General features: G+C 33.2%; 20 protein-coding genes and 1 pseudogene. 19 read left to right on the forward strand and 2 right to left on the reverse strand.

Translation table 11 applies throughout. The features are described 5' to 3' along the window. Nucleotides 1–618 precede the first annotated feature (618 nt). On the forward strand, nucleotides 619–2076 hold the full coding sequence (gene dacB, locus AN959_RS05925; RefSeq protein ID WP_056829176.1) for a D-alanyl-D-alanine carboxypeptidase/D-alanyl-D-alanine-endopeptidase: 1458 nt from the start codon (nucleotides 619–621) through the stop codon (nucleotides 2074–2076). A 357-nt stretch (nucleotides 2077–2433) separates the two neighbouring features. Next, nucleotides 2434–2604 (forward strand): hypothetical protein, encoded by a 171-nt coding sequence (locus AN959_RS21260; RefSeq protein ID WP_172794324.1) that lies wholly within the window; start codon nucleotides 2434–2436, stop codon nucleotides 2602–2604. 398 nt (nucleotides 2605–3002) lie between these two features. On the opposite strand, the gene AN959_RS05930 is transcribed toward AN959_RS21260, so the two are convergent. Next, nucleotides 3003–3542, reverse strand: a complete 540-nt coding sequence (locus AN959_RS05930; protein WP_056829177.1) for a helix-turn-helix domain-containing protein — start codon at nucleotides 3540–3542, stop codon at nucleotides 3003–3005. A gap of 189 nt (nucleotides 3543–3731) precedes the next feature. Here AN959_RS05930 and AN959_RS05935 point away from each other — a divergent pair, with 189 nt between their 5' ends. From AN959_RS05935 to AN959_RS06015, 17 genes are all read left to right on the forward strand, one after another. Further along, complete coding sequence (locus AN959_RS05935) at nucleotides 3732–3986, forward strand: PLD nuclease N-terminal domain-containing protein (RefSeq protein ID WP_056829180.1); 255 nt, start codon at nucleotides 3732–3734, stop codon at nucleotides 3984–3986. Beyond that, nucleotides 3967–4875: an ABC transporter ATP-binding protein gene (locus AN959_RS05940; protein WP_056829182.1), complete on the forward strand. Its 909-nt coding sequence runs from the start codon at nucleotides 3967–3969 to the stop codon at nucleotides 4873–4875. The genes AN959_RS05935 and AN959_RS05940 overlap by 20 nt, the downstream gene beginning before the upstream one ends. Continuing rightward, the gene (locus tag AN959_RS05945; protein WP_056829184.1) at nucleotides 4872–5651 is read left to right on the forward strand and encodes an ABC transporter permease; all 780 of its coding nucleotides are present in this window, start codon (nucleotides 4872–4874) and stop codon (nucleotides 5649–5651) included. The genes AN959_RS05940 and AN959_RS05945 overlap by 4 nt, the downstream gene beginning before the upstream one ends. A gap of 52 nt (nucleotides 5652–5703) precedes the next feature. Then, nucleotides 5704–6405 carry an ABC transporter ATP-binding protein gene (locus AN959_RS05950; protein ID WP_056829186.1) on the forward strand — a complete coding sequence of 234 codons (702 nt, stop codon included), beginning with the start codon at nucleotides 5704–5706 and terminating at the stop codon, nucleotides 6403–6405. Between the two features lie 121 nt (nucleotides 6406–6526). After that, the gene (locus AN959_RS05955; protein ID WP_156350735.1) at nucleotides 6527–7990 is read left to right on the forward strand and encodes a hypothetical protein; all 1464 of its coding nucleotides are present in this window, start codon (nucleotides 6527–6529) and stop codon (nucleotides 7988–7990) included. Nucleotides 7991–8013: 23 nt separating this feature from the next. Beyond that, entirely contained in the window at nucleotides 8014–8394 is a 381-nt protein-coding gene (locus AN959_RS05960; RefSeq protein ID WP_056829190.1) for a GntR family transcriptional regulator, read from the forward strand. A gap of 704 nt (nucleotides 8395–9098) precedes the next feature. Next, a complete protein-coding gene (locus AN959_RS05965) occupies nucleotides 9099–10226 on the forward strand; it encodes a sigma-54-dependent Fis family transcriptional regulator (RefSeq protein ID WP_253278885.1) in 1128 nt (375 codons plus the stop codon). Between the two features lie 357 nt (nucleotides 10227–10583). Beyond that, nucleotides 10584–11357 (forward strand): SDR family NAD(P)-dependent oxidoreductase, encoded by a 774-nt coding sequence (locus AN959_RS05970; protein ID WP_056829194.1) that lies wholly within the window; start codon nucleotides 10584–10586, stop codon nucleotides 11355–11357. Between the two features lie 21 nt (nucleotides 11358–11378). After that, on the forward strand, nucleotides 11379–12767 hold the full coding sequence (gcvPA, locus tag AN959_RS05975; protein ID WP_056829196.1) for an aminomethyl-transferring glycine dehydrogenase subunit GcvPA: 1389 nt from the start codon (nucleotides 11379–11381) through the stop codon (nucleotides 12765–12767). 22 nt (nucleotides 12768–12789) lie between these two features. After that, nucleotides 12790–14376, forward strand: a complete 1587-nt coding sequence (gene gcvPB / locus AN959_RS05980) for an aminomethyl-transferring glycine dehydrogenase subunit GcvPB (protein ID WP_056829198.1) — start codon at nucleotides 12790–12792, stop codon at nucleotides 14374–14376. A gap of 13 nt (nucleotides 14377–14389) precedes the next feature. Further along, a complete protein-coding gene (locus AN959_RS05985) occupies nucleotides 14390–15136 on the forward strand; it encodes an SDR family NAD(P)-dependent oxidoreductase (protein ID WP_056829200.1) in 747 nt (248 codons plus the stop codon). 31 nt (nucleotides 15137–15167) lie between these two features. Beyond that, complete coding sequence (locus tag AN959_RS05990; protein ID WP_056829202.1) at nucleotides 15168–15992, forward strand: ABC transporter substrate-binding protein; 825 nt, start codon at nucleotides 15168–15170, stop codon at nucleotides 15990–15992. A gap of 286 nt (nucleotides 15993–16278) precedes the next feature. Further along, nucleotides 16279–16974 carry an amino acid ABC transporter permease gene (locus AN959_RS05995; RefSeq protein WP_053592157.1) on the forward strand — a complete coding sequence of 232 codons (696 nt, stop codon included), beginning with the start codon at nucleotides 16279–16281 and terminating at the stop codon, nucleotides 16972–16974. Next, nucleotides 16949–17671, forward strand: a complete 723-nt coding sequence (locus tag AN959_RS06000) for an amino acid ABC transporter ATP-binding protein (RefSeq protein ID WP_082460832.1) — start codon at nucleotides 16949–16951, stop codon at nucleotides 17669–17671. Before AN959_RS05995 ends, AN959_RS06000 begins: the two co-directional genes overlap by 26 nt. Nucleotides 17672–17707: 36 nt before the next feature. After that, the gene (locus AN959_RS06005; RefSeq protein ID WP_056829206.1) at nucleotides 17708–19360 is read left to right on the forward strand and encodes a M20/M25/M40 family metallo-hydrolase; all 1653 of its coding nucleotides are present in this window, start codon (nucleotides 17708–17710) and stop codon (nucleotides 19358–19360) included. 619 nt (nucleotides 19361–19979) lie between these two features. Next, nucleotides 19980–21872 carry a T7SS effector LXG polymorphic toxin gene (locus AN959_RS06010; protein ID WP_056829208.1) on the forward strand — a complete coding sequence of 631 codons (1893 nt, stop codon included), beginning with the start codon at nucleotides 19980–19982 and terminating at the stop codon, nucleotides 21870–21872. 5 nt (nucleotides 21873–21877) lie between these two features. Then, nucleotides 21878–22363 carry a hypothetical protein gene (locus AN959_RS06015; RefSeq protein ID WP_056829210.1) on the forward strand — a complete coding sequence of 162 codons (486 nt, stop codon included), beginning with the start codon at nucleotides 21878–21880 and terminating at the stop codon, nucleotides 22361–22363. Between the two features lie 182 nt (nucleotides 22364–22545). Here the strand turns inward: AN959_RS06015 and AN959_RS06020 are convergent. Further along, nucleotides 22546–24194: pseudogene (locus AN959_RS06020) on the reverse strand (hypothetical protein); the annotation flags it as partial.

Raw genomic sequence — 24194 nt, forward strand, 5'->3', positions numbered from 1 at the left:
TAAGCTCTTCAGCGCCGATGGTAGTTGGGGGTCTCCCCCTGTGAGAGTAGGACGTCGCTGGGCACTAGAAAAGTCGTCACCGAGCAATCGGTGGTGGCTTTTTTTGTTGTACTAAAAAAAGCCGAAGGCAAAGAATAGTAGTTTTATTTGCGAGAAAGTAGAGGAACAATGAGTTCGAGGAAGCAAGGAAGAGAGACTCGCAGCGTATAATATACGCGAGAATCGAACGACCGCGGCTGACGAAGAAATCTGCGCAGCCCGAACACGGAAGTGAAGCTCGCGCGCCGATGGTAGTTGGGGGTCTCCCCCTGTGAGAGTAGGTCGTCGCTGGGCACTAGAAAGGTCGTCACCGAGTAATCGGGTGATGGCTTTTTTTGTTGTTTAGGAAATTATATTCAAATTAAAGGTTGAAAAAAATTTTCTTTACTCATTGGTTATAGGTGTATTGTAAGACGTTTGACATGATTTTAAATTAAAATATAGGTTTATAGATGTTCGTTTAATTAAGAAAACTCTATCTATATGCCTGTTTTAAATTGAATTAAAGGAGAATTTTACTTCATGAAGAATATATATCTTTGGAAAAGATTAAAAATTCAGTTAATATAGGGGGAAACTATGAAGAAAAAGTGGACTGCCATGGTGATGACGTGGATGTTGGTTGTGAGTCTGTTTGGTTTTAACAATGTTGCTCAAGCAGAAGAAACAATGGAAAAAACATTAAGTGATTCTATTACTAAGATAATAGAAGAAAAATTAGCTGGTGCAGATGTAAGTGTTACGGTTAGGGATCGAGTGTCTGGAGAAATGGTATATGATTACAATGGTCAAACAACTATAAAACCAGCCTCTAATATGAAACTGTTAACTACTGCAGCAGCTTTAGATGTATTAGGAAAAGATTACCGTTTTAATACAACTCTTTATACTTCAGGGAAGAAGTCAAATGGAGTCTTAAAAGGAGATGTTTATTTAAAAGGACAAGGTGATCCTACTCTATCCTTTGAAGATTTACAACAGTTCGCAGAAGAGTTAAAAGCACAGGGTATTAATAAAATTGATGGACGGATTGTCGGTGATGACAAATGGTTTGATGATGATTTATTAACTCCGGGAATTTGGGTTGGGGACGAGTCTTATTATTACGCTGCACCTATTTCAGCTTTAACAACTTCTCCAAACACAGACTACGATTCTGGAACGATTATCGTAGAAGCAACTGGAACTGCTGTTGGAGAGTTACCGTCCATTAATGTAACTCCGCACATTGGTGATTTACAAATAGTAAATGAAGCACAGACAGTGGAAGCAGGAAAAACAAATACAGTAACGATAGAAAGAATGTATGAAACAAATCAGATTGTCATTAGTGGGAACCTTCCAGTTGATAAAACTAAAAAAGAATGGGTGACTGTCAAACATCCTACGACACATACATTAACAATGTTCCAGGCAGTTTTAGCTGAAGCAGGAATTGAGTATTCAAAAGAGAAATTATTTAGAGCAGCAACACCAAAAAGTGCACAACTAGTTGCTATGAAGCAATCGATGACACTGGAGCAACTATTAATCCCGTATATGAAACTAAGTAATAATGGAATTGCGGATATTTTAGTAAAAACAATGGGAAAAGTGAAAAAAAATGAAGGTAGTACAACAGCTGGCTTAGAAGTTATTAGAGAATATGGAAAATCAATTAATTTAAATATGGCTAATTGGCAATTTGAAGATGGATCTGGAATGTCTCATGAAAATAGGGTTTCAAGTTTGGCAGTGAGTGAATTATTATATAAAGTGCAAGGAGAAGATTGGTTTAATACCTATTTTACTAGCTTACCAGTAGCTGCTAATACCGATCGAATGGTAGGAGGCACTTTAAGAAATCGATTAAAAGATCCACTGACTGCAGGAAAAGTCTATGCAAAAACAGGTTCATTAACGGGTGTTAGTACACTGAGTGGATATTTAGAAGCGAGTAGCGGGCAATCATACATCTTTAGTGTATTAGTTCAAAATAAATCAGGGACATCCTCAACGATTGATGAAATTGTTAAGGAAATAGCAAAAGAATTGTAAAAAATTGAGGAAACACTTTTCTTGCTGATATGCAAAAAACTATAATAGTAAGTTGGTTTACGTAATTTTTTCAACTTAACTAGTAAATTAAATAAAACAAAACACCTTTACCTAGAAAATTGGTATTATACCTTTATTCTACGTGGAGGTGTTTTTCTATGTCTTCAAAGATTTTAAGTCTTGCAACTGGCACAACATGAATGTTGGCCATTACATTAATTATTGAGGAGTAGGAAATATAAATATAACAGGGCGAAATCATCTGAAGTATTAACGAGTTCCATTAAGCTTTACACTGACTCTGTGAGAATAAAACTCTCTAGATAGTGCAAATTAGAATCTAGGAGGTGAATATCCATGAGTAAAAATAACAACAAGACAAGCAATGTTAGAACGCACAATAGTTTCGAACTGTATAAAAATCCTACGAATAATCCTGACGAAGAATTCGCTGAAGAATTTATTGCTATTTCTAAAAACAAGGTAACGAAAGAAATTAATAAAAGTAAACCTAAGAAAAAGGATTAAACCTGTACATGAAAGGTGAGTGTATTAAATGCTCACCTCTTTCATGAGTTCAACTTTTTTATAATATGTTCCAAACTTAATCTGTCTATTTAAATCCTAATGTTCCTTCATACACTCTTCATTAAATGGTATGAAATAATTCCATTAAAGTTCTTATATTATTTTCTCATAAGAAATAAATATACAAGCGATTAAACTTAAATAGTACATAACTAATCTCCACGTTCAATCGTATCAATAAATTACTAATTTTCTCTTTAAATATTGACCATAAAATTGAATTTAGTAATTAAAATAGGAGATTTTTAACAAGCATTAGCAGAAGTTGTAATAAACCCCATTTTCGCTATCTATTTCAAGCGTTCTCTAAAACCGACCTAATGCTAATTCCTATGGTTTTATAGTTTTGGAATAATGTTAACAGCAATTGTTTTAGTATCAGTTTCCTCATTTACGTTACTCATTTTATAATACTTTATCATTAGATTGTTTAGCTCATTTTGGAAAAGCGTAAATTGCTCACTGGATAAAGTCAGCTCTAGTAATGAAAAAGTTGCTGTGTCTTCGATGTTTTCCTCAACCTCAAGTAAAGTTAAATAATTTTGGTATTGCGATAATAAAACTAATTGATAGTAGGAAATATAATTTAGTTTTTGTTCCTTGGATAGATGCTTCCAATCCTCCTCACTCAGTCGAGCTGCTTCTTCATTTAATGCATAAAATTTTTCAGTTACGGATCGTACTTTTCTTTCCTTTACGATTTTAATAATATTTTCATCCACTAAAATCTGAATATGGCGATATAACGTTGCTTGTGGAACATCTTTGATGATAGCTATCATTTCTAATGTACTTACGCCATCTTCTTTATTTTGCATAAGAGCTTGTAAAATTTTCATTCTCACTGGGTGCATTATTACCTCTACTTTGTTGCGCATAAATTGTTCCTCCAACATGTTTTAAAGTGATATAAACAATAATAAAAGACATTCATTCCAACTAAAGATAACGTTATCAAAAAATATAATATAAATGAAAGTAAATGTACAGGGAAAAAAAGTTATTGAAGTTACTTTCTCTTTCTGTTATCGTTATTGATAATGATAACAGAAAGGAGTTAATTTTGCATGCAATTACACTTCGATTTAAATGAAATATCAAAAATTGATTGGGGAAGTATTTTGCCAATCCTTGTACCTTTTTTTCTAGTAACGCTTTTATTAATTATGATTGCTTTAATTGATTTATATCGTCATAGAGCAACAAGAGAACATGTATTAATGTGGACTTTTTTTATTTTATTTTTTAATACAATTGGACCTATTTTATACTTTGCAATTGGCAGAAAGGACGTAAACGAACATGCGATTAGAAATCAATAATATTACGAAGAAGTTTAAACATAAAACGGCAGTGAATCATTTTTCAATGGTAATGGATGCAAATGAATGTGTTGGATTAATCGGTCCTAATGGAGCAGGGAAATCTACCTTAATACAAATTATTGCAGATATTTTAAATGCGGACGAAGGTAGTATTTTACTTGATGGACAAAAAATTTCAACGAAGAAAAATCAAATTGGCTATTTACCACAGTACCCTAATTTTTTCTCATGGATGACTGCATATGACACATTACTATTTATGGGGACGCTATCGGGTATTTCAAAAAATATATTACATAAAGATATTCCTCCTTTATTAGCCAAGGTAGGATTAGCAAATGAAGCGCAAACCAAAGTCGGAAACTTTTCAGGTGGAATGAAGCAACGTTTAGGAATTGCGCAAGCCCTGCTACATAAGCCAACATTGATAATCATGGACGAACCTGTATCAGCACTGGACCCAATCGGAAGAAGAGAAGTGTTAAATTTAATGAAAGAGATAAAAAAAGAAACGACAATATTATTATCTACACATATATTGGGAGATGCAGAAGAAATTTGTGAACGCTTTGTTGTCATTAAAAATGGTCAGAAAATAGAAGATGCCACAAAATCTGATCTACTCAATCGTAATAAAGAGAGTGCTATATACTTAGCTATTCGTAAAGAAGATATAAAGTGGTTACATAAAATTGAACATTTGCCATATGTAAAGAAAATAGTAAGTTATGAAGATGGTTTTAAAATAATTGTAAATGATGTAGAAGTAAATGGTTCACAATTATTACAATATGGTTTGGATGAAAAAGTTTGTTTTACAAAGTTTGAAATGGGTGTTAAAGAGAGTCTTGAAGAAATATTTTTATCATTGGTGGTGGACGTATGAATACTTTTCTAGCATTAAGCAAAAAAGAAATCAATCAAATGATTGGTGAATTTAAGATTATATGGTTGCCAATAGTTTTTGTATTATTAGGACTTACACAACCGATCATGATGTATTATTTGCCGGTAATTTTAGAAACTCTTGGAGGTGTGGAGGGCATTATTATTGATCCGGCAATGGCAAAACCTCTGGGGGGGGAGGTACTTGCTTCGACCCTTAACTCACAGTTTGATCAGTTAGGAATGATTGTTCTTGTCGTTGCTGTAATGAGTGTTATTCAATCTGAAAAAGCAAATGGTATGTTGGCATTTATTTTAACGAGACCAGTGTCTATTTCTTCTTACATAGGCAGCAAGATTTTAACCCATTATTTGTTGGCTATTATTTGTATTGCAATCGGTTACTCAGTGTCATATGGATATACTGCGTACTTATTTACAACAATCCCGATTTCGCAAATACTTTTAGCGTTTGTCCTATATTGTATTTGGGTGTTATTCCTAATTACATTTGTAACTATGTTGAGTACATTTTTTAATAGCCCCGCATTTATCGCACTACTAAGCATTGTTTTTCTTTTGATATGTCGTTTTTGTGCAGGCTTACACCCACTAATAGATACCTTGAATCCAGCAAGTATGAGTCTTCGTGCAACAAGCATTCTAACTACAGGGGACTTGGGAACTGGGTGGGAGATTAATATTGTAGCAACACTGCTAATTATTTTTGTAATGACAGTAATGATGCATTTTTGGATTGGAAAAAAGAAATTTTAGTAGTAACAAGTGATAGTTTGTGAAATACAAAGCGGAAAGAAGGTGGACAAGTATGTTAACTATACGTAATCTAAAGAAAAAGTATGGTCAACAAGAAGTTTTAAAAGGCGTAGAATTACAGGTGGGAAAAGGAGAAGTTTTAGGATTTGTTGGTGCGAATGGAGCAGGTAAAACAACTACATTACATTGTATCACTGGATTGGAAGAACAAGATGATGGAGAAGTAGTGATTAATAATGTACCTAAATCACATGAAATTACTTATAAAAAGCAGTTTTATTTTATCCCTGATACTATTCATGTATTTAAAAATATATCTGCATACGATTGGATACACTTTGTCTTAAAACTCTATGAAAAAGTAGATGAGGAAAAACTCGATTACTTTATCAAGGCTTTTGAGATGGAGAAGAGTATTAATAAACCAATGGGGACGTATTCTTATGGGATGCTCCATAAAATGGCGTTGATTACAGCTTTTACGATTAGTCCACCTATCATTATTATGGATGAGCCGTTAAATGGTTTAGATCCCTTTGCTGTTCTTGTCTTTAAAAATTGTATGAAGGATTATGTTGATAATGGAGGAACCGTGTTTTTTTCCACCCATTTATTAGATATTGCAGAGAAAATCTGCGAATCAATTGCAATTTTAAAAGACGGGAAGATCGTTTTGCATAAGTCTGTAGATAGTTTGCTGCAAGAAGGAAATTTAGAAACTACTTTTATGGAGATACAAGCAAATGAAGTTTAATTTTCAACTAGTGAAATTTTTTATTGTATCATTCTATTCAAAGCCCCAGCAGTTAGCCCTTTATATTATGTTACTCATTGCTATGTTTTATTTAGCTTTACAGTACCTAGGGGTTAATATAATGATTTACTTTTTAGGAACCTCTGAGGAATATTTGTTTTATAATTTATTTCTTTCAATGGGATTAACGTATATATTGACAGCTTATTTTGCCGTCTCAGTTGTATATAATCAACGTGATTTTTATATATTATCTAGTCTACCTATTTCAGCAAAACAAATCGTTATAGCAAAAGTAATAAGTGGGCTTGCTTTACCCATAATTATAGTTGGAATTTTGCAGATACCAATTTATTTATTATTATTTTTAAAATATGATCTGGTGGAAATAGTACAAACGGTGGTTATCCTAACTTTTACAAATGTAATTACAGCAATGTTTCTCTTATCTATTTTGTCCATTCTGAACCGTTTTAGAAAACTATTCCCTAGCTCCTTATTGTACTTATTTACGAATACGATTTTAGCTTTTTTAATAGGTATTATCCCTATCATATATCTCATAACTCAACAATTTGAAAAAATAAAAGCAATTATAGTGAGCTTTAATGTAACCGACTTAACAGATTTCTTCCCTACTTTAGCAAATTTGCTTAATATGGGTTATAGACTTTCGATGCAAGAGACTTTTATCAAGACGATAACAACATCACTATTAACAAAAGATAGTTTAATAGATTTTCTCATTATTGTTAGTAGTCTAATACTAATCTGTATACTATTATTAATCGCTACTGTTAAAAATACAGCGGTTAACTATTACAAAAACGGACTGCTTGAAAATAGAGTTGAAAAAATGCCCAAAATTTCGATGTACAGAACGAAAAATATTTGGGGTTATTATTTACAAAGAGAATTCTGGATTATTCAATCAGAGCCATATTTTAAAATGCAAATCATATTGAGTCTGATCCTATCACCTTTATTTACAATTATATTCACAATTGTGGTTCAGATGGACTTGTTGAAATCGCAGTGGATTGCTGACAATGAAAGTCATCTATTTGCATACATGATATTATTTTTAAGCTGTGTAAACAATATTAGTGGTACACCATATTCAAGAGAGGGAAAGAATTATGCACCTAGTATTGTAATCCCATTAGATCGACGAAAAGTATTTCTAGCAAAAGTTACAACTGCCTCGTTAATAAGTATCCTATCAGTTTTAATCAGCTACGCTATTTATATGTTATTTGGATATATCGATACTCTTGGTCTTTTGCTATTACTTATTACGGTATTATTAATCATAAGTTATAATCTATTGTCACCTATTTATGATATGCAACATCCCTTATTAGAATGGAAAAGTCCTTCAGAGGCTGTTAAATCTAATCCTAACGTTTTAATTAGTCTAGTATATGGATTTCCGATATTGATTGTTATTACATTCATTCATTTCTGTTTACTTGCGTTGAATGTTTCTCAATGGGTAGTGACGATCATTATTGCAGTTTTAACTATCGGAAGTACCATAACTTTATTTTTTAAAGTATTAAGTAAATATCGATTTAAGTTCTAAATAGGAGAGGAAGGATAGGAAAAATGAATTTTACATTGGACACAAGTAGCAAAATTCCTCTCTATCAACAACTAACTCAGCAACTTATATTAGAAATGGCCAAAGGGAATTTGCAGAATGGCGATCAATTACCGTCCATTCGTAATATGGCTATACAAACAAAGGTCAATCTACATACAGTTCACAAAAGCTACAGAGAGCTTCAGCGAAAAGGTTTGATAGCACTCAAACCAAAAACCAAAGCATTTATTTTAACTGGACATTCAACCTCTATTAAAGACAATAAATTGTATCAAATTTCATTTAATCTTGAACAAATTTTAATGGAAGCATATGTTATGGGGTTAAGTAAGGAACAACTACAACAGATATTTAATCGTATTTTACAAAAATATTCCATCTGATAAAATGTGTTATAGTTATTTCATTTTGAAGGCAAGCCCGATAGGAGTTAAGTATTTAGAAACGAAAACTACGATTAATCCAGAAGCTTATAATTATTTAAATTTTGACCTTGAATTGGTATAACCTTTTCAAGGTTTTTGCTTGTAAATTTTTCGAATTTGTTATCTGAATCTTGAATTAANCCATTAAAATTTAATAATTTTTTCTAAAACCATACCTTTTATAGTTTTGGAGAATTGTTTAAATTATTTCATACCTCAAGGAAGAATTTATTGATAGAATATTGAAAAAGTAATGCTTAATAAATGGTATTCAGCTATAAGAAGTACTTATGTGATAATAATAAATCAATAGAAGAAATTTCAACCTAGTAAAACTATTTATTATTTTATAACTTTTGATAAATAATGCACATGTTATATTCTTAGGGGGCTATATAATGACAAGTAATTACAAGCTAGTACAATCCATAATCAATTTATTTGGGGATTTGTTACAAATAGAAATAGCGTTTTTCACTCCGAAAGGGGAAATTCTCTCAGCTACAGATGAATATCGTAAACAAAAAGGGAAGCAAGTACATTTGCCTTTCTTCCAAAAATTTTACTCTGAGTCATTCCAGTATGTACAGAAACCCGGGAAAATGAATATGTGTATAGGCTGTAGGTTTCAAAACAATTGTCCATCCAAAGTAGAAATACTTATGAACTTAGTCAAAGATGATCGTCATTTTGGATATTTAACTTTTGTGAGTTTTACGGATGAAGGTGAAAAAAATTTATTTTCTGAACAGAAGAAATATCAATATTGGTTAGCTCGACTAGGTGAAATTATTATTGATGTTCAAAATAATTTAGGATTCTATATATCACTTGAAACTAATACTGAAATTGACACAAAATATGTACTAGGTGATTCACCACATTTACAATTTGTTAAATCCAAGATAAATAATATTGCAAATAGCTCTTCATCCATTGTCATAACTGGAGAAACTGGAACTGGAAAAAGTTTGTTAGCTAAATATATTCACTCAAATAGCATTTCTCATAAAGGAAAATTTGTAGAAATTAACTGTGCTAGTATTCCAGAAAATTTATTTGAAAGTGAACTATTTGGTTATGAGGAAGGGGCATTTACTGGTGCTAAAAGAAAGGGGAAACCAGGATATTTTGAGATTGCTGATAAAGGTACCCTATTTCTTGATGAAATTACTGAATTACCTTTGCACCTACAAGCTAAGTTACTTACAGTTTTACAAGATGGATTTGTTTATCGAGTAGGCTCAATTGAACCTAAGAAAGTAAATGTCAGAATTGTTGCTGCAACAAATAGACCTTTAGAAGAAATGGTGAAAATAGGGGAGTTTCGTGCTGATTTGTATTATCGACTAAATGTAATTCCGATAGCTTTGCCACCACTAAGACATAGAAAGGATGAATTAGAGCATTTAATTTTCACATTGTTAGAAAAAATTCAACAAAAAACAGGGAAATTTATTAACGATTTTTCAGAGGAATTCTTTGAAGAATTAAAAGCCTATAATTGGCCTGGTAACATTAGAGAGTTAGAAAATGTTTTAGAGTATAGTATGGTAATGGAAAATTCATTAAAATTAACTAAAGCAAGCCTACCAAATCACATTATCAGAAAAAAAAATATGCAAATTCCCAATGTTTTAAAGGATATGGAACTGGAATTAATCAGCCAAAAAATAGCTGAATACGGAAATGATACAGCGGGAAAGGAACGTGTTGCAGAAGAATTAGGCATAAGTAAAAGAACGCTGTACAGAAAACTAAAAAAAGTTGTTATTGAAAATGAAATTTAATTACCTTGTAGTTCTAGTTGGTACTAGCATTAGAAAAATTTATCCCTAAAGAAAATTAAATAGTTTTATTAAATTAGAGCATGTTTTGAGACTTGATTAATCAAAACATGCTCTTTATATTTGCGCTAGTTTTTATGGTCAATGGTGGTTAGTTAAACTAATTTTTCAAAGCAACATTAGTTTTTTGGACAAACACTTCAAATTATCCAGTGTATTTTGACAAAAAGTGAATTCGAAATGACAAAAATGACAAAAAAATATCTATCAAACAATTAAAAACATTCTTAAATCAGCATTATACTTTTGGCATGATTCTTGCTTATATAAATAGTGATGAAAAAAAGGAGGAAGATTTAGTTGGTAGATTATTTTCAATTAGCTGGAAAAATTGCTGTAGTTACAGGAGGTGCTTCGGGAATTGGTCTTGCAACCGCTAAATTATTGAGTGAGGTGGGGACAAAAACCGTCATTCTCGATATTGATGAGCAAAAAGGAAAGGAAGTGGAAAAAAGTTTTCAAGCATCTGATTTAGCCATTGAATTTATGAAGTGTGATGTGACAAATGCTCAAGATTGCCAACGCGTGGCACAGTTGGTGGAAGAAAAATACGGAAAAGTCGATATACTCTTTAACAATGCAGGTATTATTCGTAGAAAAACAGTGATTGAATTAGAAGAATCTGAGTGGGATGCGGTAATCGATGTCTCTTTAAAAGGTGTTTATTTATTATCTAAATATTTAATTCCACTTATGCGTGAACATGGTGGAGGAAGTATTATCAATACAGGGTCGGGCTGGGGGTTAAAAGGCGGAGACAAAGCAGCTTCCTACTGTGCTGCTAAAGCAGGAGTCGTAAATCTAACAAGAGCCATGGCCATTGATCATGGACCAGAGAACATTCGGGTGAATTGTATTTGCCCAGGGGACACGGATACGCCTTTATTACGGAACGAGGCAATCCAACTAGATATAGAAGAAAATAGTTTCTTACGAAGTTCAGCAGTTGATCGACCCTTGGCAAGGTTAGGGACACCTGAAGATATTGCTAAAGGAGTATTATTCCTTGCAAGTGATTTATCTTCTTGGGTTACCGGAACTACATTGACCGTTGATGGTGGAGGCTTAGCATAAAATTTATTAGGAGGTATTTAAATGAGCAAAAAAGTTCATCCGTATATTCCGAATATGGTTTCAGAAGTAAAACAAGAAATGTTAGATGAAATTGGTGTGAATTCAATTGAGGAACTCTATTCTTGTATTCCTGAAGAATTACAGTTAAAAAGCAAATTGAATATCCCAAAAGCATTAAATGAATTAGAGTTACGACGACATATTGAAGGACTATTAAATAAGAATAAAAGTGCAAATGAATACATTAACTTTTTAGGGGCTGGTTGTTGGCAACATTTCATACCTGCAGTATGTGATGAAGTGAATCAACGATCAGAATTTCTAACGGCTTATGCAGGGGAACCTTACGAAGACCATGGTCGTTTCCAAGCCTTATTCGAATATCAAAGTCTAATGGCTGAGCTTGTAGATATGGATGTAGTGAATGTCCCAACTTTCGATTGGGGGCAAGCAGCTTCTACGTCGATTCGTATGGCAAGTCGAATCACAAAACGTTCAAAAGTCTTGCTTGCCAATACAGTTTCACCTGAACGAAAGAAGATTATTAAAAACTATGGTACGCCTCAATTAACATTTGAAGGTGTGAAATTTGATCTTAATACTGGGTTGATGGATTTAGCTGACTTAGAAGAAAAATTATCGCAGGATGTTGCAGTTATTTATTTTGAAAATCCATCATATTTAGGTTTTATTGAATCACAAGGTCAGGAAATTTCTAACCTTGCGAAAAAATATGGAGCATTGATGATAGTGGGAGTAGATCCAATTTCTCTTGGTGTACTTGCACCTCCAAGTCAATATGGAGCTGATATTGTGTGTGGGGACCTTCAACCACTGGGCATGCACATGAATTACAGTGGTGGGCAAGCTGGCTTTATTGCGACACATAATGACCCTGTATTTGTCAATGAATACCCATCTCGATTATTTGGAATAATTCCCACATTAAAAGATGGCGAATATGGTTTTGGAGATATTGCGTATGATCGTACGTCTTTTGCAGATCGAGAAAACGGTAAAGAATCTGTAGGTACACAAACAGCGTTATGGGGCATAACAGCTGGTGTTTATTTATCGTTGATTGGACCGAATGGTATGTACGATTTAGGTCAGGCAATTATGCAAAACAGTCAGTATGCAGTGATGCAACTAAATAAAATTAAAAATATTAGAGGTTCGAGAATTACATCGCCATTCTTTAAGGAATTTGTCATTGATTTTAATGACACAGGTTTAACAGTTGCAGAGATCAATGCACAATTATTAGAACAAAAGGTCTTTGGAGGAAAGGATTTATCGTTAGAATTCCCTGAATATGGTCAATCAGCACTTTATTGTGTAACTGAAGTGCATACCAAAGAAGATATCGATCGCCTAGTAAGTGTTTTATCAAAAATTGTTACTAAGTAATGTTTTAGAAAGGAGCTTTACCGTGAAAAAAATTCAAAGACAGACTGTAAATGTAAATTTTCATCAAGCCAAGTGGAATGAGCCTATTATTTTTGAACTGCATCAGCCTGGAGAAGTTGGGGTTGAAGTACCGCAAGCTCCGCAAGAAATTGTAGATGCAGTGGGAGATGGTGTTACTAGAATACCGCAAAATATGAGTCGAAGAAGTAAGCCAAATTTACCAGAAATCGGCCAAGCACGTGTATTACGACATTATGTGCGTCTTTCGCAGGAAACATTAGGTTCTGATTTCAATGTTGAAATTGGTCAAGGGACATGTACGATGAAGTACATTCCAAAAATTAATGAGTTATTAATCCGCAATTCAAAAATGATGGAGTTACACCCTCTACAAGATGTAAGTACAGTTCAAGGGATGTTAGAAATAATTCACAATTTGGACCTAGCAATGCGTGAGATTTCAGGTATGGATGCTTTCTCTTTCCAACCTAGTGGTGGTACCCAGGCATTATTTGCGATGGCATCGATTGTGCGTAAGTATTTTGAAGTGAAGGGTGAGGCAGATCATCGTAATGAAATTATTACAACGATTTTTTCTCATCCATCTCAAGCAGCAACGGCAGTTGTAAAGGGATATAAAATTATTACCCTTCATCCAGATGAAAATGGATTTCCGGATATTGAAAAGTTAAAAGAAGTTGTATCCGAAAGAACTGCTGGCTTTGTAGTTGCTAACCCGGAGGATACAGGGATTTACAATTCAAAAATTAAAGAGTTTACAAAAATTGTACACGATGTAGGTGGTCTCTGTTACTACGACCAAGCGAATGCCAATGGGTTATTAGGAATTACTCGTGCAAAAGAAGCAGGATTCGATATGTGTTTCTTCAATTTACACAAGACGTTTGCAGCTCCTCACATGTGCGGTGGACCAGCAACGGGAGCACTAGGTGTAACAGAGGAATTAAAAGCTTATTTACCAGGGCCGATTGTTGAAAAATATGGCAATCAATATGTATTAAATGAGCAATTAGAGCACTCAATTGGAAAGGTACGTTCTTTCCACGGCGTAGCACAAACCATCTTACGCTCGTATGCTTGGATTCGTGCATTAGGACCAGAAGGCCTTAAAGCAGTGGCAGAGACTGCTGTGTTAAATAATAACTATTTATATAGTAAAGTAACAAAAATTCGTGGCGCAAGTGCACCGTATGTACTGGGACAACGCCTGGAACAAGTTCGTTATAGTTGGGAACAGCTAGAGAAAGAAACTGGCGTAACAACAGAGGATGTACAACGTCGCATGACAGACTTTGGTTTGCATTATTGGACCAGTCACCATCCATATATTGTGCCGCAACCATTTACACTAGAGCCGACAGAATCCTATTCTAAGGCAGACTTAGATGAATATATCCAAGCGCTTGAACAGATTTCGAAGGAAGCTTATGAAAATCCAGAAGTGGTGAAAAATGCTCCACAAAATAGTACGATTCATCAGTTAATTGAAGCTGATTATTTGGATGATCCAACTAAGTGGTGTATTTCATGGAGAGTATATCAAGAAAAAATTAAAAATCAGGAAAAAATTACAAGCTATAACTATTAGGAGGTTTCTTAAAATGGGAACTAAACATAGTAGTTTAGAAAAGAAAATAGTTGTTATCACAGGAGGGGCTAGTGGTATAGGTTTAGCCACTGCACAGCGTTTTGTAGAAGAGGGAGCAATAGTAGCCATTCTAGATATTAATTCAGAAAGTATTGAAAAGACGTTGGAAGAAAACCTTGGCATTGCTAAAGGATATGTAATGGATGTTAGTAATCCTAAAAGTGTTAATGATGTCTTTATAAATATTAAAAACGATTTAGGTGGAGTGGACGTTTTTATAGCGAATGCTGGTATTAGCGTTCGATCAAAATTCCTCGATATTACGCCAGAACAATGGAATAAGGTTTTAAATATTAATTTAAACGGTGTGTTTTATACTTCCCAAGCAGCAGCGAAAATAATGGTTGAACAGGGGAAGGGTGTTATCCTCATGACAGCGTCTACTAATGGAGTTACGGGCCATCCTTTCTATGCAGACTATAATGCTTCGAAAGCTGGTGTTAATCTTTTAGCTAGGACGATGGCATTAGAATTGGCTCCTATAATTCGGGTTAACACGATATGTCCAGGATATGTATTAACACCAATGCAAATGGCTGAGTACACACCTGAGATGTTGGAAGTTGTAAATGCAGGTATTCCTTTAAAACGACATGCAGATCCAAAAGAAGTAGCTGCTTTATATGCCTTTCTTGCTTCTGAAGAATCGGCGTATATTACAGGCCAAACAATCGCAATTGATGGTGGGGAATTATCTTGAAACTTGGATTACAAAACAAAGGGGGATGTTTATGAAAAGAATATTATTCTGTTTCTTAATGGTATTGGTAGTTATTTTAATGGTTGCATGTGCAGAAGAAAATGCAAGTGAAACACCTGAAACAGCCGCAAGTGAAGTAGAAGCTGAAGGAAGTAATGCAACTTCAGATATGAATTTAGTAAATGATGGGGAATTAACATTTGCAATGAGTGGTTTACTAAAACCTTTAAATTATAAAGAAGATGAAAAGTTAGTTGGATTCGATGTGGAAATTGGAAATGAAATTGCAAAGAGAATTGGTCTTGAGCCAAACCCTGTAACAAACCCATGGGAAACAATCATACAGGGGTTAAGAGGAAAAAAATATGATGCAATTATTGGGAGTATGACAGCTACTGAGGAGAGAGCTAAACAAGTTGATTTTTCAGATCCGTACTATATTTCCGGAGCTACAGTGTTTATCTCAAGTGAAAATAAAGATATAAAAACTTTAGATGATTTGAAGGGGAAAACAATAGGTGTTACGCAAGCTAGTACTTACGTGGAAGATGCAAAAAAATATACTGATAAAATTAAAGAATTTCCTAGTGAGATTTATGCATTACAAGATCTTCCGTCAGGACGTTTAGATGCAGTAATCACAGATAGAATTGTAGGTATTTCAGCGATTCAAGAGTCTGACTTAGAAATTCAAACATTGGGAGATATTATTAAAACCGAGGAAATTGCAGTGGCCATTAATAAAGATAACCCAGTGTTACTAGAAGCGATTAACAAAGCAATTGCAGAAATGGTTGAGGATGGAACCTACACAGAAATAAGTACAAAATGGTTTGGCGAAGATCTATTAAAATAAAATTTTTAAATTGAAAAGGTGCCTAGTATGTTTCTAACATACTAGGTAAAAATTAAGACTTTTCAAGTACTTTTTTTCTTGACTAAGAGTCGTATTGATTCAATCTTGTAGAACCATATTTTTAAAATGCCTTTAAGAATGATGGCGCATCCGTATATCTAGCTGTTTTGTTTTTTGTCGCACTATCACCTATAGCTTATATAGATGTTTTTTATATATCTTTTAATTAAGAACAGATTTTGGCGTTTAGACAATCCATACTACTTAAAGAGGTTAGGTGATCTATTTGGAGTTTTTTGAAAGTATAATATCGATATTCAATACACATGGAATAGAATTTTTAAAAGCAACGGTATTGACCGTTAAATTAACAATCACTTCGCTAATTATCGCATGTATTATTGGGTTGTTTTTTGCCTTTTTTAAGGTTTCAAATATAAAAATATTAGAAAGCATTGCTAATGCTTATATCTTCATTGTTCGTGGTATGCCACTTATAGTACAACTAATGTTCCTGTACTATGGTATTTCTAGTGTATTTATTCTATCCGATTTTACAGCTGGAGCTATTGCACTCGGAATCCATTCTGGAGCATATATTGCTGAAATTTTCCGAGGATCCATTCAATCTATTGATAAGGGACAAATGGAGGCGGGACGATCTTTAGGAATGACATATTTCACAACGATGAGAAGGATTGTTTTACCACAAAGCTTTAAGAGGGCTATTCCTGCGTTGGCCAATCAATTCATTATTGGATTAAAAGACTCCTCATTAGTAGCCTATATTGCAGTATCAGAGTTATTTAACCATGCTTTATCTGCTCAAGCATCCAATTATATGCCTCTAGAAACATATTTTGTAGTGGGTATTTATTATTTGATTTTAGTTCTAATATTCACACTGCTTTTCAATAAGCTTGAAAAGAAAATGGATGTTGGAAAGGGGAAAAAACATGATAAAGTTGAAGTCGCTTTCTAAATCATTTGGTAATTTAAAAGTATTAAAAGATATAAATTTAGAAATCAAGAAATCAGAAGTAGTTGTATTAATTGGAGCCAGCGGGTCAGGAAAAAGTACATTGTTACGATGTATGAACTTTTTGGAAATATTAGATGAAGGTACAATTAGTATCAACGATGAGCTTATTGATACTGAAAAAACAAATTTAAACCACGTAAGAGAAAATATGGGTATGGTATTTCAACATTTCAATTTATTCCCCCATTTAAGTGTTTTGGGGAATATAACTGAAGCACCAATTAATGTTAAAAAGCAAAGTAGGGAAAATGCGAATATGAAAGCAATGGAATTATTAAATCGGGTTGGCCTTGCTGATAAAGCTAATTATTATCCAGACCAATTATCTGGGGGGCAAAAGCAACGTGTTGCTATTGCAAGGGCACTTGCGATGAATCCAGATATCATGCTGTTTGATGAACCTACATCAGCATTAGATCCAGAGTTGGTTGGGGAAGTATTGGAAACAATGAAAAACTTAGCGAGAGATGGTATGACAATGGTAATTGTGACTCATGAAATGGGATTTGCAAAAGAAGTTGCGGATAGGGTGATTATGTTAGCTGACGGTAAGATTATTGAAGAGGGGCATCCAAAAGAATTCTTTAAAGCTCCAAAAGAAGCTAGAACAATAAGATTTTTACAGCAAGTTATATAAATATTAACTTGATTATTTAATTAGGGGTGGACTTAGATGATAAATACGTATGATGAAGTCTTAAAAATTACTAATAATCTTGTAAATATTGAAAGTATTGTTAATACTGAAGGTGAAATTGATATATCAAAATCACTTGTCAAAATAATTTCTAACATACCATACTTTCAAAAAAATCCAGACTACGTGTTTACTTCACAAACGGTAGATGATGAGATTGAAAGATATAACGTATTTGCTTTTGTAAAAGGTACAAAAGGTAGCAGTAATAAAACAGTCGTATTAATGGGGCATACTGATACAGTAGGAATTGATGATTATAATAGCTTGAAAGAAAAAGCCTGTTTTCCTAATGATCTACAAGAAGCATTAAAACATGAAAAGATACCGCCATTAGTTAAAGAACATTTGGAATCAAATGAATGGTTATTTGGCAGAGGAACACTAGACATGAAAAGCGGCGTTGCAAGTAATTATTATCTATTAAAATATTACTCAGAACACCCTGAAGAGTTGAACGGCAATATTGTGTTCTTTGCTGAGTGTGATGAGGAAGACAGCTCACATGGAGTATTATCTGGTCTAAATGATTTGAAAAAATTGAAAACAGAATACGGCTTTGAATATGAAGCATTAATTAATTCCGATTTTGTTGCACCTAGGTATGAAGGTGATGAAAATAGATATATCTATAAAGGTAGTGTCGGAAAGTTGCTTCCATCTTTCTATATAACGGGTGCTGAAACACATGTTGGTTCTAGCTTTGAAGGGCTTGATCCTAATTATATTGCGGCAGAGCTAACTAGACAAATTGCGTATAATCCTGAGCTATGTGATAAATCATTAGGTGAAACCCCTATGCCACCTGTAACTCTGAAGCAAACTGATTTTAAAGATACGTATACAGTTCAAACAGCTCTTGCCTCATATGTATATTATAATTTCTTTGTTCAATCGTGGTCTCCTAAAGAAGTTCTTGAAAAACTAAAGGAGCAAGCTGAAATTGCATTTAATAATGTAATAACAAACTTGACCAATCACTATAAGAGATATTGTGAAATCAGCGAACAAGAATATACAAAATTGCCATGGAAAACTAGAGTGTTGTTTTTTGAGGAACTAGAACAATCGATTATTTCACAACATGGTGAAAGTTATAAAGAACATATGAAAAACTTTAAAGAAAACTTATTAGAAAACAAAGAATTGGATGTACGTATGTTTTCAGCAAAAGTTGTTGAAGAAGCCTGGAAATGGGAAAAAGATAAGACTCCTGCTATAGTTATTTTTTATTCTTCACTCTATTCTCCACGCGTAGAGGTGACCGGAAAAAATGAGAAAGAAAAAAATCTATTAGCAGCTTTAGATCATGCCATTGAAAAAGTTCAACCTCATTATAATAAACCTATTGTACAAAGAAATTATTTCCCGTACATCTGTGACATGAGCTGTGTAGCTATAAATGACGATGAAGACAGTATAAAGTCAGTTATAAGTAATAACCCAAGTTGGGGAACGAAACATTTTGTAGATTATGATGCAATTAGAGAATTGAATATTCCAGCGATTAATATAGGTCCATATGGTTATGATGCACACAATAGATATGAGAGAACTGAATTAAAATATACGATGGAAATAATGCCTAATTTAACAAATTTAGTGATAGAAAAATTACTAAATAATTAACTCATAGCTCATCCAGAAAGAGTCGAGCTTTCTATTAGAGTATGGTCTCGATAGGTCTCGAACGAGTGAACCTAGCCTTCTAGAATTTATATCACTATGTATTGGATATACAGAGAGTTAATGTTCGTATATAGTAACAGTTGTTGACCGAACAATAGATAGGGATTAGTTATGGAAATGAGAACGATAAAAAAGATACACTTAGCATTAAAGTGTTGTGAACAAGCCATAAACCTCAGAATCAGGTTAAGAATAAGATTTGCATGAATACTTATAAAGTCAAAAAAGCATTTGATTGTCTTTAAGGCAACAAGTGCTTTTTCGCATTTTCTAAAAGAAGATAATACTTAATGAACCTCCTCTTCAACTCTATCAATATAACTACTATTTTCCTTAGAATGTAGTTTAAGAGTCATAGTATTTTTTTAACCCATTAATTCGTAAGGTTTATTTTTGTGAAAATTATAACTTCTATCTTTACCTCCTTGTTCAAAAATGGAATATTATAACTATTGATGAATTACTAGAGGGGGAGAAGAATGTTCACCTGTGGGATATTATTGTATAATAAAGAATATTGTGAAGTGGTTATTTCTAAACGCTCGATGAGGCAAGGCCTATGAAAATATTGGATGTAGATTTATTTCAAGATGGGCTACAGCGCAATATTACTATGTTAGACAGGTTAAGCAGTGAAACAGAAGCGATCCACCGTTCAGTGGAGGGTCTAGTTCAGATGGAGGATCAATTAAAAGGAGCAGGAGGTAATTCCATTCGCTCCTTTTATGAGGAGTGTCATATACCATTTCTTCATTTTTTCCAGTTGTTTTCTGAGCATTTCAAACAAGTGCTTCACCAGATGGAGGAAGCCCTTCACTCACTCGAACCTGATTCATCCGGTTACATATTAGAACAATTCCTAGAGGGAGAACTGGAACAGGGGCTAACTTTTATCGGCCAGCTGACCGCTAGTTTAACGGATGAGACAAACAGTATCATGGATCAGGTGAGCGATATTGTCGGCCTGCCCCACTTAGATGATAGCGGAGTGCAGGAGGGAGTCATCCAATCAAAGAGAAAGCGTGACGACACAGTCATGCAACTTCATGAATTTGATGCAAGCCAGACAACCGCACTAAATCCCATTGAACAAGATCTGCAGACGATGAACACGTGGCTTAGGGATATAGAAGGACTGTTTCAAGCAGGTATAAGCGATATAACCTTCGAGCAAAGCCAATGGAATGTCCTGACGTTTAGAAGTGAAATTAGAACGGAGCTGTTCCCAAAAGTATACTTAAATCCTAGTAACCTATGGATAGAGGAACAGGAAAAGCTGATCGGTACAATGATTACTGCAGCGACTTTCCAAGCCCTTGAAGGAAAGAAAGTCAACACTATCGAAGAAAACGTAGAGGAAAATATAAAATATCATGAGTATGATAATGGTTTACTCATTAAAGAGTATGTTGTAGGCCAAACAATTTTCTATGAAGTTGTTTCCAAAGTTGAATATAAAGAAGAGGCCGTTAAAGCTGACAAACCCAAAGAAAACAAGTTATTAGATTCTTTTCAGTTTGTATTAGATATTGCAGGGCTTATACCTGTTGTTGGTGAAGTAGCAGATGGCGTAAATGGTGTTATCTATTCAGCCAGAGGGGATGCATTAAATGCGACACTTTCTTTTTCGGCGATGATTCCCATTGCAGGATGGGCGAGTACGGGTGGGAAATTAGCTAAAAAAGGAAGCGATTTATACCAATCTAGAAATGTTTTGAGTACAGAGAAGGTAGAGTCCATCTATTCGCCAATTTACCAAGATGTTGTCAACAGTCCACTAGGCAAAACTCAAAATCAACTAGATATCTTCACTAGTACTAGATACAAATTTGAAAAGCCAAACTTGACATTCAATATGCCATCTACAAAAGTTGATATTAATTCAATGACCAAAGGTGGAAATATCGAAGTTAACAAGGATATAAAGAATGTGGAGATTGAGGATAAGGGTACGGTTAAAGATAGGCAGATAGACTATACTAAAGGTTTTGACGTGGATCCTAAATATAGCTCTTATGAGCAAAGGGTAAAAACTACACCCGTTAATAAAGGAGAATGGAGTAGCGAACGTGCAGAATCGTTATTTATTTCTGATAAGACCGGAGAAATAAAAAAATACCTTGATGAAGCTGGTGTTGACGGAGTTGATTATAAAAACGGAATGCCAGATTTTTCTCCATTTTCCAAAGGTGAAGTTAAATTAGATAATATGACTAATGATAGAAAATCAAATTTTTCGACTGCTGATGAAGAATTAGCCAAAAAGTGGAGTACACCAGATCAAAAATGGACAGCAGAAGATATAGCTGATTGGAGAGAAGATAATAAATATACTTGGCATGAACTTAATGATTTGGAAACAATTCAATTGGTACCAAGTAAAATTAATAGTGTTTTTAAACATTTGGGTGGAGTTGGCGAATATAATATAAAAGTTAAGTTAGGAGAGTAATTGGAATGACAATGATTAATGATGAGTTATTTGGAAAACTTGAATATAAAAACAACTTTTGGAGAGGAAAAACAACTATTACAATGTTTGATTTGGAAAAAGAAATACTATTAAGTGTTGATGCACATGAAAGTGCTAATTTTTCAAATGTACAGAGAGAAGCGTTTCTTAATTTTATACAAGATATGAAAGATATAATAAATGAGGTAGAAAAGCAAGTATATGATTACTATAGTGAGAACTATGAAGAGTATAGAGACATGTTAGGAAATGAATCAGAAGCAGACAAAATTGCTCCGAAAATTGATTCTATTTTAGATTTAAAAAGATTAGTGAAGCCTACTGAATTAATTGTAAGAAGAGTAAGGAAGAATGGCATGAGAAGACTAGGATTGCTATGTGAGGTCTCTTGGGATATTGAAAATGGATTAGGAATAAAAATAGAAGATGAAATTGTAGAAGAAGTAGGTTATCAAGATATTGTACTATAACTTACTAAATGTAATAGATGCTAAGATTGACCTTGGAGCGCAAGCCAAAAATGGTTAAAAGGTGATAAATTTAAATGTAACATATAGAAATGCAAAAGGCAGAAACGTGGTTTAACAACGTTTCTGCTTTTCGTATTTGTACAATTTTGTACTTGAATTTAAACAAATTGAGATTCATTCTCCTAGATAGTATTAATAATTATTTCATCTTCTAACTCTGGTGAATATACTAGTTCTTTTATTGTTGTAAGCCCATTGTCTTCTCTGATAAATTCAAATTTCTTAAATTGCTGGCCAAAAAAACTAAATTTTCTTCTGAAAAGACCAGCAACGTCAGGATTGGCAGTTGTAAATATTATCTGAGTACCTCTTAATGCTAACTCTCTTATAATATCTAATAAATTTAATAAATGTAAATCATCCATATTTGCTACTGGTTCATCTAATAAGAGAAAGTCAGGAGCATTAGGGGCAGCTAAGAAGTGGGTAAACATAACTGAAAGTGCTAAAGATACCCTTTGACCTGTACTCATTTGATGTGCTTTGGCTTTTACTCCATTTTTTTCTCTAATTGCTATAATCCCAGTGTTATCAAATTCGAGAGAAACGAATTCTTTAGGAGAGTGAATAGATTTAAACAAGTATTCAATTTTACTTAAGTTGTTTTTAATAAAACTTTGAACAAATTCCTCATGTTTTGGCAAGCCATTTAATACTCCTATTGCATTTTCACAAGCTATAATATTTCCTGTAATTTCACCCTGCTCAACCTCTAAAGACTTTAAATTCAGCATATCTTTTTCTATATCCCTTGAACTATTTAAATAGTTAATAGCCTTTTCTATATTAGCTTGAAGAAGCTGTAAGTCATTTAGCCATATGAATAGATCAATATTATTATCTATTTGAAAGTAGTTATTTAATTGGTTTATAGAATTGTTCATATCATTAATTATTCTTGTATTTTGAGAAATTTCATGTTTTTTAGTGATAGAATTCGATAAGTTATTTTGAATTTTTAATAATTCTGTTTCAGTTTGTATTAAGAGTCTAGATAACTTATCTAATTCAGAATTATTGAGACTAACTAACTTATTATATTTGTGTAATAAATTTAATAAATAATCTTCATATTCGGATATATCATTTTGTTGCTGAAATTCATTATAGAATTTGTCTCTAGTGATAAAAAGTTTGCTATTGGTTATAGTATGATGATTAAATCCATCTTCCTCTATAAATTTTATCTGGTTATCTAGATTAAATTTGTGATTTAGAAACTCGTTTTTTTGGTTTAAGAGAGCAAAAATATCATTATAGAGGTTTTCAATATTTTCAATGTTTACATTATGTTGAGGTGATTTAAAAATATTTTTATAGCAATCAATAGTTATGTTAATTATGTTTTGTTTTTTTAATTCATCCTCAAGTTGTACTTCATATTCCGATAAGGTTTTGATTAATTCATATCTTTTTTTGTCTAATTCTGATAAGAATTTTTCCTCTTTTGTATATTGTCTTTCGTTAATTTTTTTTATTAAGTCGCCATGATTGTTATGCTTAACACCACAAAGAGGGCAATTTTCTGTTGTATCTTTTTCAAGATATTCTAGTCCTAAATCTTTAATTTTTATTTGTAATTCTTCTACTTGGCCAACATATTTTTTATAATCATTGATTTTTGTATCGAATTTATTGATTTCTTGTTTAGATTTTAGTATATTCTCTTTTAATTTTTCTATACTGAGAGAAGGAATATAATGAGATATATCTATAATATTAGTAATTTCAGGCCATTTTTTACCAATTTCATCAATTAAATTCAATTTAT

The organism is Psychrobacillus sp. FJAT-21963 (genome assembly GCF_001420585.1).
In the GTDB taxonomy this organism is placed as follows: domain Bacteria; phylum Bacillota; class Bacilli; order Bacillales_A; family Planococcaceae; genus Psychrobacillus.